Source organism: Hymenobacter guriensis (assembly GCF_015773195.1).
Taxonomy (GTDB): domain Bacteria; phylum Bacteroidota; class Bacteroidia; order Cytophagales; family Hymenobacteraceae; genus Hymenobacter; species Hymenobacter guriensis.
Map to the genome: position 1 here is coordinate 79,904 of NZ_JADWYK010000014.1, position 12,326 is coordinate 92,229.

At 59.8% G+C, this 12,326-nt stretch carries 12 protein-coding genes; 8 read left to right on the top strand and 4 right to left on the bottom strand.

Going from position 1 to position 12,326, the window contains the following annotated elements; all coding sequences use genetic code 11:
- Nucleotides 1-2: 2 nt before the first annotated feature.
- The gene (locus I5L79_RS18690) at nt 3-605 is read right to left on the bottom strand and encodes a DUF4126 domain-containing protein (RefSeq protein WP_196956596.1); all 603 of its coding nucleotides are present in this window, start codon (nt 603-605) and stop codon (nt 3-5) included.
- A 76-nt stretch (nt 606-681) separates the two neighbouring features.
- Between I5L79_RS18690 and I5L79_RS18695 the strand changes: the two genes are divergently transcribed.
- The 3 genes from I5L79_RS18695 (at nt 682) to I5L79_RS18705 (ending at nt 3,323) form a co-directional block, all read left to right on the top strand.
- Nucleotides 682-1,125 carry a PaaI family thioesterase gene (locus I5L79_RS18695; RefSeq protein WP_196956597.1) on the top strand — a complete coding sequence of 148 codons (444 nt, stop codon included), beginning with the start codon at nt 682-684 and terminating at the stop codon, nt 1,123-1,125.
- Nucleotides 1,126-1,237: 112 nt separating this feature from the next.
- Nucleotides 1,238-2,650, top strand: coding sequence for an ATP-dependent DNA helicase (locus I5L79_RS18700; protein ID WP_196956598.1), 1,413 nt, complete (start codon nt 1,238-1,240; stop codon nt 2,648-2,650).
- 139 nt (nt 2,651-2,789) lie between these two features.
- The gene (locus tag I5L79_RS18705) at nt 2,790-3,323 is read left to right on the top strand and encodes a DUF1573 domain-containing protein (RefSeq protein WP_196956599.1); all 534 of its coding nucleotides are present in this window, start codon (nt 2,790-2,792) and stop codon (nt 3,321-3,323) included.
- A 79-nt stretch (nt 3,324-3,402) separates the two neighbouring features.
- Here the strand turns inward: I5L79_RS18705 and I5L79_RS18710 are convergent, their stop codons facing one another.
- Both I5L79_RS18710 and I5L79_RS18715 read right to left on the bottom strand, forming a co-directional pair.
- Entirely contained in the window at nt 3,403-3,813 is a 411-nt protein-coding gene (locus I5L79_RS18710) for an EamA family transporter (RefSeq protein WP_231403210.1), read from the bottom strand.
- Nucleotides 3,814-4,016: 203 nt separating this feature from the next.
- A complete protein-coding gene (locus I5L79_RS18715) occupies nt 4,017-5,354 on the bottom strand; it encodes a T9SS type A sorting domain-containing protein (protein WP_196956600.1) in 1,338 nt (445 codons plus the stop codon).
- A 224-nt stretch (nt 5,355-5,578) separates the two neighbouring features.
- Here I5L79_RS18715 and I5L79_RS18720 point away from each other — a divergent pair, with 224 nt between their 5' ends.
- The 3 genes from I5L79_RS18720 to I5L79_RS18730 are packed head-to-tail and all read left to right on the top strand — an operon-like array spanning nt 5,579 to nt 9,320.
- A complete protein-coding gene (locus I5L79_RS18720; RefSeq protein WP_196956601.1) occupies nt 5,579-8,122 on the top strand; it encodes a type IA DNA topoisomerase in 2,544 nt (847 codons plus the stop codon).
- The gene (locus I5L79_RS18725; protein ID WP_196956602.1) at nt 8,122-9,087 is read left to right on the top strand and encodes a hypothetical protein; all 966 of its coding nucleotides are present in this window, start codon (nt 8,122-8,124) and stop codon (nt 9,085-9,087) included. The genes I5L79_RS18720 and I5L79_RS18725 overlap by 1 nt, the downstream gene beginning before the upstream one ends.
- A 2-nt stretch (nt 9,088-9,089) precedes the next feature.
- Entirely contained in the window at nt 9,090-9,320 is a 231-nt protein-coding gene (locus tag I5L79_RS18730) for a DUF2905 family protein (protein ID WP_196956603.1), read from the top strand.
- A 30-nt stretch (nt 9,321-9,350) separates the two neighbouring features.
- On the opposite strand, the gene I5L79_RS18735 is transcribed toward I5L79_RS18730, so the two are convergent.
- Complete coding sequence (locus I5L79_RS18735) at nt 9,351-11,003, bottom strand: ArnT family glycosyltransferase (protein WP_196956604.1); 1,653 nt, start codon at nt 11,001-11,003, stop codon at nt 9,351-9,353.
- A 117-nt stretch (nt 11,004-11,120) separates the two neighbouring features.
- Between I5L79_RS18735 and I5L79_RS18740 the strand changes: the two genes are divergently transcribed.
- The gene (locus I5L79_RS18740; protein ID WP_196956605.1) at nt 11,121-11,720 is read left to right on the top strand and encodes a sce7726 family protein; all 600 of its coding nucleotides are present in this window, start codon (nt 11,121-11,123) and stop codon (nt 11,718-11,720) included.
- Nucleotides 11,721-11,852: 132 nt separating this feature from the next.
- Complete coding sequence (locus I5L79_RS18745; RefSeq protein WP_231403211.1) at nt 11,853-12,314, top strand: nuclear transport factor 2 family protein; 462 nt, start codon at nt 11,853-11,855, stop codon at nt 12,312-12,314.
- Nucleotides 12,315-12,326 lie beyond the last annotated feature (12 nt).

Sequence of the window (12,326 nt, forward strand, 5' to 3'; positions counted from 1 at the left end):
GATTAGTGCCCGGTGGGTGGCAGCGGACGGCGCGAGGCCAGCAGGCGGCGGCCCCGGCGCAACAGCCGCCCCGCAAGGTACACCACAAGCGCTAGGGCTGCCACCGCTACCAGCACGGGCAGCAGCAGGCCCAGTACCGAGCCTACCACGGCCAGCAGGTTTTCGCCGGTAGCCAGCACGGGGTTGCCCAGGCCGCCCGTAGTGAGGGTAGAGCCCGCCCGCAGCAGGGAAGTGCCCGTTTGGATGATGCCGGCCGTGCCTCCGCCCACTAGAATGCCAAGTCCCCAGCGCAGCATCGGGTCCAGCTCGGGCAGGGCCGAGGTCATCAGCAAGGTGCCGGCAATGAAGGAAGCTGGGGTAGTGAGGGTATCCAGGAAATTATCCACCACGGGCACGTAGTAAGCCAGCATTTCGGCCACTGTGGCCGTAGCCAGCACCCCAAACGCCGCCCAGGTTCCCAGCCACGCAAAGCCCGGCGAAGGCGCCAGAAAGCCCGTGAGGTAGGCCACGTTGGCGGCCAGCAGGGGCACAAACACCCGGAAGCCGCTGCACGCGGCCAGAGCCAGCCCGAGGGCGCCCGATAACAAGTAAAGCTTGGGTTCCATAGCAGTAGGGCAGTAGTCGGGTTTAAGGTACGCAACTCCGGGGTTCAGGACTATTTGGGCGGTACCTTTGCCCTACATGACACCTCCCGAACTCCCCCTGACAACTGCAGCCGAAGCGTTGGAAACCCGCATTCGTCGCCGGCTGCAGCGCCAGCATTTCATGCACCACATCGGTGCCGACCTCACGCGTATTGAGCCGGGGCGCGTAGAGGCGGAAGTCCTGCTGCAGCAGCAACACCAGCAGCACGGGGGCTTTGCACACGGTGGCCTAATAGCTACGCTGGCCGATCTGGTGGCGGGTTTTGCCGCCGTTACCCTGGCCCCGGAAGACGTGAGTTTGGTAACCGCAGAACTAAAAACCACCTACCTGCGCCCCGGCGTGGGTGAAAAGCTCCGCGCCGTGGGGTGGGTCCTCAAGCCCGGTCGCCGCCTGTACTTCTGCGAGGCCGAAGTGTGGGCCGATGAGAAGCTGATTGCCAAAGCTTCGGCTACTATGGCCGTGGTGGAAACACAAGGGTAGGTTTCACCGGAAGCAACTACCGAGCAACACTGGAAGCAGTGCCTCTGCCGCCACACCATTCGGCAAGCTAGGGACCTGAAACGGGCTTAGCTTTGTTACTGGAATCCTTCTTATGCTCTCACTCCGCCTTCCTTCCGTCCGCGACTTTTTCCCCTACGAGCCCACGCCCGACCAGGCCCAGCTGTTTCAGCAGCTCGACGCCTTTCTGCGCGACGAGCTGCCGGGGCGCAAGGCCTTTGTGCTGCGCGGCTATGCAGGCACGGGCAAAACTACCGTGGTCAGCGCTCTGGTGCAGTGGCTGCACCACCGCCAGCGCAAGTACACCCTTATGGCGCCCACCGGCCGCGCCGCCAAGGTGATGAGTACCTACTCGGGCGTGCCGGCCAGCACCATTCACAAGAAAATCTACCGGCAAACCAGTGGCTCGCCCTCTGAGCGGCTGTCCTTTCAGCGGCAGGTAAACCGCACCGCCGACATGCTCTACATCGTGGATGAGGCCTCCATGATTTCTGACGAGAAGGCCTTTGGCGAAAACGGCCTGCTCGATGATTTGATGGGCTACGTGTTTGAGAAGCAAACCAACCGCCTGCTGCTCATTGGCGACACGGCCCAGCTGCCGCCCGTGGGCCAGCTGCTCAGCCCTGCCCTCGACCCCGAGCTGCTGGCCCACCGCTTCCGGGCCCACGTGCAGTCGGTGGAGCTGCGCCAGGTGATGCGCCAGGCCGAGTCTTCGGGCATTCTGATGAACGCCACGGTCTTGCGCGAAGAGCTGCGCGAGGAGAAGCCCAAAATCACGTTCTTCACCAAAGGCTACCCCGATATCTTCTCGATGGGCGGTGATAAGCTCGAAGACGGTCTGCGCTGGGCCTACAAGAACTTCGGCCACGAGAATACTACCATCATCTGCCGCTCCAACAAGAACGCCAACCAGTACAACCAGTTTATCCGGCGCATCCTGTTTGATGCCGAGGACGAAATTGAGTCGGGCGACTACCTGATGGTGGTGCGCAACAACTACTTCTGGCTGCCCAAGGACTCAGAAATCGGGTTTCTGGCCAACGGCGACTTTGTGCAGGTGGTCAAGATTGTGCGGCGCACCGAGGAGTTCGGTTTCCGCTTCGCCGATGCCCGCGTGCGCCTCGTGGATTATCCCGACGAGCCCGACATGGAAGTAAAGCTCCTGCTCGACACCCTGCACACCGAAAGCCCCGCCCTGCCCGCCGACCGCAGCAAAGCCCTCTACGACGCCGTGAGCGAGGATTACGCCGATCTGGCCACCAAAAAAGACCGCTCAGCCGCGTTACGCAAAGACCCGTTCCTGAATGCCCTGCAGGTAAAATTTGCCTACGCCCTCACCTGCCACAAAGCTCAGGGCGGCCAGTGGCAGGCCGTGTTTGTGGACCACGGCTACCTAAAGGACGAAATGGTGAACTCCGAGTTTGCGCGCTGGCTCTACACGGCCATCACGCGGGCGGCCGAGCGGCTTTTCCTGCTGAACTTCAACCAAAAACTGCTGGCCGAGTAGCTTGCAGGTGCAACCTATTCAGCTAATTACGGGTTTCTCACCAAACGCTCATGCTGGCAGGTTAAACTGGCAGGATAATTGGCTCGGGCCGCAAAACCATTTACTTTTGACTATTACCTACCTTCTCAACTTCCCAGTCATGAAAAAAGTCCTTGTTCTGGCCCTGTCGCTGATGCTGGGCGGTGCCGCCGCCCAGGCCCAGTCTACTGCCGCTGCCACCACGCAAGCCGCTGGCCCGCAGATTCAGTTTGCCGAAATGAAGTACGACTTCGGCGTGATTAAGCCCGGCGACGTGGTCGACCACACCTTTACCTTCAAGAACACCGGCACGGCTCCGCTCGTTATTTCCAACATCCAGGCCAGCTGCGGGTGCACCACGCCCGAGTGGACGCGGGAGCCGGTAATGCCCGGTAAGACGGGTATCATCACGGCCAAATTCAACTCGGCCGGCAAACTGGGTCAGCAAAACAAGGTCCTGACCATCGACTCCAATTCGGCCTCTGGTCAGGTGATGGTATCATTGGTAGGCGAAATCCGGGAAGGTGGCAATACTACTGCCGCCGCTGCCAACCCCGCCAAAACCGAGGTAACGGCTCCTACTGACGCCGACGTAAAGCAAAAAACCAAAATGGGCGACGCCAAAATCAAGGCCAAGCACAAGAAGAACTCGTAATCGATTCTCCCTTATAAAAAAGGCGCTCCGTGCATACGGAGCGCCTTTTTTATGGGCTATTGTCAGACTCATACCAGCTTTATTTGGGCGCCTTCGTGAAGGCAATTAGCAAGGCGCCGCCGCCCATGAGGGCCGCGCCCAGCCACACCTGCCAGGTGATTTTCTCCTTGAGAAATACGGCGGCCAGCACAATCGAGAACACCAGGGAAATCTTATCGAACGAGGACGTTTGCGAGGCCTGCCCCAGCTTGAGGGCCTGAAACGAGAACAGCGACGACGCGCAGGTGATAATGCCTGCGGCCACCAGAAACAGCCAGGTGCGCCGGTCTATTTCGGCCACTTGCCCCAGGTGTCCTTGCCAGGCCACCACGCCCCAGGCCACGCCCACAATCAGCACCGACTGGATGGCGAAGGCCACGCTCGACTCGATATTCTTCACGCCCACCTTGGAAAGCGTCACCACCACGGCCGCCGACACGGCCGCCAGCAACGAGAAAATCTACCACATAGAAAAGACATACGCGTTAGGTAGCTAATACGCAGAGAGTAGAGTGATAGCTGTATTGTATAGTGCCGAGCGCCGGACAGTATAGTCAATACTCTACTTTAATTATTAAAGGAGTAAAGAATAGGGGGAGCTGTTAATTTTTCTGAGCATTTGTGGCAGCTACGTTGGCACTAAGTATTGCGCTACTACTGAAGTAGTAGCTGCCGGCGTGTAAAGCCCGCTTGCGTTTGTATTTCCAGCAGGTAGTTTCCTTTGGGTTGCTTGCTCAAATTAAGCTGCTTATCGATGGGTAGTATAGCTGCTTGATACACCACGCGGCCCATCATGTCGATTACCCGGATAGCCTTTACTGCCCCTGTGCTAGTGGGCAACTGCATCGTAATATAGCCTGTGGTGCTAGGATTGGGAAAGAGGTCAAGAACAAAACTTTGCTGAGTAGGACGGATGGCCAGTGTTGTTCCAGTGTAATGGGCTATTCCAAGATATTCAAGGCTTTCCACTGCGGGAACAATAGTAGAAAGAACCTGCCAGCCGGCAGTAGGGGAAGTAAACTGGATAGAAAGGTAGCTGTTGGTAGATTCCAGGCTGGTCCAGGTCTGGCCTTCGTCGTAAGTAATGGCTGATCCTTTGGCCGCGGAAGTAATGCCACCACCATAGACGCGGGCTCCGGCAATGTAGGCTCGGCTGCCTGGCACTGTCGTAAGAACATCGGTCTTTACAGGTGGATTAGCAGCATTTTGCCAAGTTAAGCCGCCGTCGGTAGTGGCTTGGAAAGGCTCTTGTGAGAAAGAAGAGAGTAGCGCATGCTGTGCATCTCGAAATACTACCTCCCCGTAAATAGAAGCGTTGGTAGGTAAGGCCCGCGCCTGCCAGCTATTGCCACGATCGGTGCTTAAACAAACAGCTAAAGGCTTGCCATGCGTGGTGTATACGGTTACCCACAAAATACCCTCAGCCGTGTGCAGGCTCGACAGTACTTGGCCTGCCGGTAGCACCGGAAAAGTGGTTTGCGAATTCCAGGTCTGACCACCGTCGGTGGTGCGGTAAAGTCTGCCGGTAGGTATATCCAGCAATAGGCCATCCATCAGAGTGGAAAAGTGTAGCATTTTGGGAGATACAGTCACTTCGGGCAGAGGACGCTGAGTCCAAGAGGCACCGCCATCAGATGTATAATACAGTTTTGCTACTGGGGAGGAACTGACTTCAGTGTGCTCGTTTATTACCCAGGCATGCTGGCTGTCGACTGCCTCCACTACGCTTCGTGTGAAACGGCCGGCAGCGGGCGCGGCGGGCCCTACGTTCTGCCAGGTTTTTCCTCCATCAGTAGTACGTGAAAGCAAGGTAGTAAATGGTGCTGCGAAGTAAGAGGTGTTGGCAAACCAGGCTACCTGCGCATCTACCGGAACAAGATGAGCCCCAAATAATTCCGTGCCTACGCTTACTGGGTTGCTTGCTGCTTGCCATTGTGCCTGAACTGCAATATGGCCGCAGATGAATAGAAGAAAAAGAAATAGGCTACGCATTGGAGTCAACAGTTACTGAGAAGTTAAGAAGCGAAATGAAGAACATTTCCTAGGTACCTGACCGCGAGGAGTGGTAATGAGTTGCATCGACTGAGTTGCACCTAGGGAGTGTATGTGCTGCAGTCTTCATACAGCCTCTCAAACGACCTTTTCGCGGCGTATCTTTGTTGATTGTCTGCCGGCCCAGCGCCGGTGCTATCATCCATCCGAGAGAACCCCAAGAGTTGAAAGTCTGTATTGCCGAAAAGCCCAGCGTAGCCCGCGAAATTGCCCACGTGTTGGGTGCCAGCCGCAAAATGGATGGTTACTTCGAGGGCAACGGCTACCAGGTTACTTGGACGTTTGGGCACTTCTGCCAGTTGCGTGAGCCCGAAGACTACCGCCCCGAGTGGAAGCGCTGGAGCATCCACGACCTGCCTATGGTGCCCGAGAACTTCGGCATCAAGCTCATGCGCCGCGACGACGGGGTGGTGCGCCAGTTCAACGTCATCAAGAACCTGCTGGCCTCAGCCGAGGAAGTCATCAACTGCGGCGACGCCGGGCAGGAAGGAGAGGTAATCCAGCGCTGGGTACTGCTCGAAGCCAAGTACCGCAAGCCCATCAAGCGTCTCTGGATATCGTCCCTCACTGAGGAAGCTATCCGCCAGGGCTTCGCCAACCTGCGCGACGGGGCCGAGTTCGAGAAGCTCTACCAAGCCGGCAAAAGCCGCGCCGTGGGCGACTGGCTGCTGGGCCTGAACGCCACGCGCCTGTTCACGCTCAAGTACGCGCCCGGGCAGCGCCAGGTGCTCAGCATCGGGCGGGTGCAAACGCCCACGCTGGCCTTGCTGGTGGACCGCTACCACGAAATCCAGAACTTCCGGCCCGAGCCCTATTGGGTGCTGCGCACCGAGTACCGCGGCACCATGTTCAGCCACGTAGCACCCTTAAAAAAGGGCAAGGATGATGACGAGCCCGACGAGAAGGCCCGCCTGAAAGCCCGCGGCTACTTTGTAACCCAGGAGGAAGCCGACGCCGCTATGGCCGCCGTGAAGGACGTGCCCCTGATGGTGACCAATGTCGAAATCAAGAAGGCCCTGGAAAGCCCGCCTGCCCTGTTTGACCTGACCTCCCTGCAGGTGCAGTGCAACAACCAGCTGGGCCTCTCGGCCGAGGATACGCTCAAAACTGTGCAGGCGCTTTACGAAAAGAAAGTGGTGAGCTACCCCCGCGTAGATACCACCTTCCTGCCCGACGACCAGTACCCCAAAATTGCCGGCATCATGCGCGGGCTGGGCGCCTACGCCGGCCTCACTGCCCCGCTGCTGGCTACCAAAATCAAGAAGAGCCCGAAGGTCTTCAACAACAACAAAGTCACCGACCACCACGCCATTATTCCCACCGGGGCCAGCGCCGGCGGCCTAGGCCACCACGAGCAAAGCGTGTACGACATCATCGTGCGCCGCTTTCTGGCCGCCTTTTACCCCGACTGCGAAGTTTCCAACACGACAGTGACGGCCGACGCAGCCGGCCGCACCTTCCGGGTGCGGGGCCGCCAGATCCTCAACCCCGGCTGGCGCATCGTCTACGGCGACCCGGAAAAGCAGCAGGCTCCCTCGGCGCCCAAAGCGGCCGGCGAGGGCGACGATGATGTGGTGAACACCGTGCTGCCCAGCTTCGAGAAGGGCGAAAGCGGCCCCCATAAGCCCCGGCTGGACTCGAAGATGACCCAGCCCCCGCGCGAGTACTCCGAGGCCATGCTCCTGCGCGGTATGGAAACCGCCGGCCGTAACGTGGACGACGAGGAGCTGCGCCAAGCCATGAAGGAAAACGGCATCGGCCGCCCCAGCACCCGCGCCGCCATCATCGAAACGCTGTTCAAGCGCGGCTATATCCGCCGCGACAAAAAGAAGGTAGTGCCCACCGCCACCGGCGTGGGGCTGATTGGCCTGATCCGCAACCCCACCCTCAAATCGGCGGAGTTGACGGGGCAGTGGGAACGGAAGCTGCGCCAGATTGAAGGCGGCCAACTGGAGCCCGAGCAGTTTCTGAACGAGCTGAAGGGGCTGGTGCGCGAAATGGTGCAGGAAGTAAAGCAGGACGGATCCGGCCGCGGCATCAGCATCCACAAGCCCGAACTGGCCGACCTCACCGGCCAGAAAGCCGCCGTGGGAGCCAAGGCCAATCTGCCCAAGGCAGCCCCAACGCCAGCCGTGCCGGGGGCACTGGGGCCGTGCCCGGCTTGCGGGGGTGGCCACGTGTTGCGCGGCAAGTCGGCCCTGGGCTGCTCGCGCTGGAAAGAAGGCTGCCAGTTCCGTCTCCCGGCCGAGCTCGAGGGCAAGAAGCTCACCGACAAGCAAGTGGGCGACCTGCTCAAAAAAGGCCGCACCCAAGTGATGCAGGGCTTCCTGGACGACACCGGCCAGAAGTTCGGGGCCGCCATTCGCCTCACGCCCCAGCGCACCCTGGAGTTGGTGCGCGCCGCCGAAAGCAAGCCCACCACGTCCTCCGACCCCGGCCAGATTCCCTGCCCCGTGTGCCGCCTGGGCCAGATGCTAAAGGGCAAAAGCGCCTGGGGCTGCTCTCGCTTCCGCGAAGACTGCCAGTTCCGCGTACCCTTCGAGTGGGGCGGCAAAACCCTTTCCGATGCTCAGATGAACCAGCTGCTGCGAAAAGGCAAAACCGGCGTCATCCGCGGGTTCGTGTCCAGCAAAACCGGCAACCGCTACGAAGCCGTGCTGCAAGTGACGCCTGAGGGCCGCATCGAGCCGATTTTCGGGCAGGGGTGATGCGTGCACCACTGCTTTTTACGGTAGGAATGTGGCTCTGCTTCGCAAGTGTAAGCATAGGGCAGACTACGCTTACTTATGGTCAGCAACTTGAAGCAGTGCGCTCAGCTAAAGAAGTAGAGAGGTTTATGAATAGCCTTGCATTGCCATCTTTAGGCAATGTCAAGTTAGATACTACGCAGGAAGGTCTCCAAGAATATTGCGCGGGAACCAGTACTGCTATTCCAGCTGCGTGGGTCTTAGCTGATTTGGATGGGGACAAAAAGTTGGATTTACTGCTAAATGGGGTTGATAGTGGGTACTTAGCTGTGCTAAACCGGGGAACCAATAAACCAGAGGTTATTGATTTACAGATGCGTGGTTCAAGGAGATGGTGCCAAGCATATAAACCAGCTAAACGAGGTACTATTCCAGTCATTCACGGCAAGGAAACTTCATGGGTATCGGCGTCTCAGAAGCGCCGCGGTGTTAAGCGGCAGCACTGGAAGTATACGCTCATGTACCAACTCGGAGCTTTTGTTGATTACGCACCTAGCCCCCAGAAACAGTTGCCTTTGCGTATTGGGTATAAATACCGGAGAGGTGGCCCGCCAAGTGAGGGGCTGGCCGGTTATGACTTAGAAATAGATAGAGCTTCGGGTTGGGTGACTGGTACCCAGCGGGTAAGTGGTGATTCGCGGGCAATCCGTGAGTTTCGGTACCAGTTAGGCACCGGGCAATTGGACACCTTGCGGCAAAGGTTGAGTTATTTACGTGTATCAGCCTTGAAGTCTGATTATTTCTTATCGGGAAGCGACATGGCGAAAGCAGAAGTCACCTTCTACTATTCAGACCATCAAAAGCAGATAAAGTGGGACCGTGGAATGGTGGGCACCCACACGTTATGCATCCTATATGACTTTATAAGCCAGTTTCACACACGGGAAATCAGACGTTTACAATCAGAGCGCCAGATCAAAAAATGATTATGCCTCCCCAACTCGGTAAACCCCTTGTTTTCCTCGGCCTCGCCATTGTGCTGCTGGGCGCGTTTCTGTGGCTGGGCGGGGGCCGGCTGCTGGGCTGGTTTGGCCACCTGCCCGGTGATATTCGGGTGGAGCGGCCGGGGTTCCGGTTCTACGCGCCCATCGTGTCCATGCTGCTGGTGAGCTTGCTGCTGAGCGCCGTGCTCTGGCTGTGGCGGCGCCTGGGTAGATAGCAGCCCCAGCTACCCCAAAGTCGGGGGTTTCTACCACCACACCGTCCACTTGCCCAGCTGCTGCCGCTGGCGGAAGTAGCGCAGCATCCAGCGGCGCTCCGGGCGCATTTCACCTTTCACCAACAGCACCGGGCGCTGCACTAGCAGGCTGCCAAGGTAGGGTTCCTGTTGCGGGTTTTGCAGGTTGATAAGCTGCCGCTGCCAAGTGTCGTTGGCCTCAAACTGGGTTTCCCGGCTCAGGCTCTGGTTGCCGTCGTAGAGTGACACCGGCACGCGGCCCAGCTCGAAGGCCAGGGACGGAAGCAGCTCGTTGTACACCAGAATATGCCGGTTGGCGAGCTGCTTTTCGCGCAGGAACTCCGCCAGGGGCCGGCTGCCGTTGAAGGCCAGCTCGTTCTGGTGCAGCAGGGGCTTGGCCGCTACCAGCAGCACCACCGTGAACAGGCCTGCGGCAACCAGCAGGCGCGGCGCCACCCGTATTTCGTCCCAGAACATCAGCAGCAACACCAGCAGGGCAATACCGGCTGCGGCGGCCCCGGCCGTGAGTGGCCCGGCTTCCAGCGGCACCCAGCCCACGGCGCTCAGCACCGGCACCAGGCACAGCGCCGCCAGCAGCAGCCCCCAGAAGGCCAGGAAACCCACGTACCAGCGGTGCAGGGCTCCATCCGTCAGGCGGCCCAGGTAGTACACCGTGAGCAAGGCCACGCCCGGGAAAACGGGCAGCACGTACAGCAGCAGCTTGGATTTGGAGATGGAGAAGAAGACCAGTGGCAGCACCACCCAGAACAGCAGCACGTTGCGCCACTGTTGCGGCACCTCGGCCCAGCGCGTGCGCACAGCTTGCGTAATCAGCGCCACCGACCACGGCAGACTGGTAGCCGGGGCCAGTACCAGGTAAAACCACCACGGCTTGGCCCGGTTGAAGGTGGCCGCGTTGGCAAACCGCTCCACGGTGTGCTCGAACAGGAAATAGCGCAGAAACGCCGGGTTTTCAGCCACCAGGTACAGATACCAGCTCAGCCCCACGAGCAAAAACAGCCCCATGCCCACGGCGTGATGCCAGGTAAACGGCCGCCGCGCCTGGCCCTGCCGGAAGTAGAAACCGATAACCACCATCAGCGGCAGGATGAAGCCCACGGGACCTTTCGTCAGGAAGGCCAGCCCCAGCCCCAGCCAGAACAAGTACAGCCACCGCATGCCGCCCCCGTGGTAGTAGCGTAGTATGCCGTAGGCCGCCGCCAGCTCCAGCGTGGCCAGGTAGGCGTCCGTCGTCACGTTGAGGGCTGAAATAAGTACCACCGGCAGCGTGCCGTACACCACAGCCGCGGCCAGGGCGCGGGCGCGGTCCTGGGCGAAAAAGAGCAGCCCCAGCCCGTACACCAACAGCACCTGCAGCAGCACGGCCAGCACCGGTAGCACCCGCACGCCCAGCGCGCTTTCGCCGAACATACCTAGCCCGGCAGCCGTGAGCCAGTACGTGAGCGGGGGCTTGTGAAAGTGCTGAATGCCCAGCAGGCGGGGGTGCAGCCAGTCCTGGCCCGTCAGCATCTCCCGCCCGATTTCGGCGTAGCGGGCCTCCGAGCTTTCCAGCGGCCCCCAGGCTCCCAGGCCCAGCAGGAAGGCCAGCCCCAGGGCAGCCAGAAACAACCAAAGCCAGGTACGCGACGTGATGGGCAAGGGCATAGCAAACAGTGAAAACAAGCGGAAAACAGCTGCGAAGTTAACGGCCCGGCCGGTAGCCGGACCTTTTCCTCGCGGGCCGGATGGCGTATCTTGCAGCTTAGTTGCCGAAGCTGTCCCGTGAACGACCCCGAAATCCGTGTGCTTTTGTACCCCTTGCTGCAGGGCGGCCTGTACGTAGATGAACTGCCCACCGGCACCACCCGCGCCGACGTCGTGCACATCACTGAGCACTTCATGCACGGCTACGAGCTGAAAGGCGACGCCGACACCCTGCAGCGCGTGGCCAAGCAGCTGCCCTGTTACGCCAGGGCCTACGACTTCGTCACTTTCGTGGTCACCGAAAAGCATGTGCCCAAGCTGCGGCCTTTACTGCCCGAGTGGGTAGGTATTCAGGTCGCCACCGCCGATGGTTTGCGCACGGAGCGTCCGGCCCTGTACAATGCCACCGTGGAGCGGCCCGCCGTGGCAGCCCTGCTGCGCCACAGCGAGGTACAGCAGTACCTGCTGGCGCGGGGGCTGCCTGGCGTGAGTACGCTGCGCCGCCGCGAAGTGCTTAGCTTCCTGCGCACCACCCGCCTGGTTTCCCTTGCCGACCTGGCCCGGCACGTGCGCGAGCGGCTGATGGGCCGCATGGACGAGCGGCTGGCCGTGCGGGCCGAGCGCAAAGCCGAGCGGGAACGAATAGCCAGCCGCCGACGCCGTAAGCCCCGGAAGTAAGCCGCTGTTTCCGGTTTGCGGAGAATATAAGCCATGTTAGCTTTGACCTGACCTGCCCCATAACCGGATTATGCCACTACCTCCAACCAGATGAGCCGCAACCGCAGAAACACGTGCGTACTACTGACCGCAATGGCCTTGTTGGCCGGCGCCTGCACCACCGTAAAGCCAACTCCTGCAGCGCAGGCCGGGAAGGCGCCGGTTTCCCAGGAGCTTTACCGCACCATTGCGCGGCAGGACAGCCTGATGTTCGTGGCCTTCAACCGGCATGACGTGGAAAAGCTCCAGACCTTCTTCGCCGAAGACCTGGAATTCTACCACGACAAAGGCGGGCTGGCCAACTTCCAGCAAACTATGCAGGGCTTCCGGAATCTGTTCGACCAGAACAAGACCACCGGCCTCAACCGCCAGCTCGTGCCCGGCACCCTGGAAGTATTTCCCATCAGCGGCTACGGGGCCGTGGAAACCTACGAGCACCGCTTCTGCCACGTAGAAAATGGCAAGGACGACTGCGGCACCTTCAAGAATATGATGGTGTGGCGCCTCAAAGACGGGCAGTGGAAAGTAACCCGGGTCGTCAGCTACGACCACTGAAAAGCGGATTGC

Excerpts from the sequence above, each read along its gene's own strand:
- I5L79_RS18690 (WP_196956596.1), bottom strand. The coding sequence starts at position 605 with ATGGAACCCAAGCTTTACTTGTTATCGGGCGCCCTCGGGCTGGCTCTG.
- I5L79_RS18695 (WP_196956597.1), top strand. The coding sequence starts at position 682 with ATGACACCTCCCGAACTCCCCCTGACAACTGCAGCCGAAGCGTTGGAA.
- I5L79_RS18700 (WP_196956598.1), top strand. The coding sequence starts at position 1,238 with ATGCTCTCACTCCGCCTTCCTTCCGTCCGCGACTTTTTCCCCTACGAG.
- I5L79_RS18705 (WP_196956599.1), top strand. The coding sequence starts at position 2,790 with ATGAAAAAAGTCCTTGTTCTGGCCCTGTCGCTGATGCTGGGCGGTGCC.
- I5L79_RS18715 (WP_196956600.1), bottom strand. The coding sequence starts at position 5,354 with ATGCGTAGCCTATTTCTTTTTCTTCTATTCATCTGCGGCCATATTGCA.
- I5L79_RS18725 (WP_196956602.1), top strand. The coding sequence starts at position 8,122 with ATGCGTGCACCACTGCTTTTTACGGTAGGAATGTGGCTCTGCTTCGCA.
- I5L79_RS18730 (WP_196956603.1), top strand. The coding sequence starts at position 9,090 with ATGCCTCCCCAACTCGGTAAACCCCTTGTTTTCCTCGGCCTCGCCATT.
- I5L79_RS18735 (WP_196956604.1), bottom strand. The coding sequence starts at position 11,003 with ATGCCCTTGCCCATCACGTCGCGTACCTGGCTTTGGTTGTTTCTGGCT.
- I5L79_RS18745 (WP_231403211.1), top strand. The coding sequence starts at position 11,853 with ATGGCCTTGTTGGCCGGCGCCTGCACCACCGTAAAGCCAACTCCTGCA.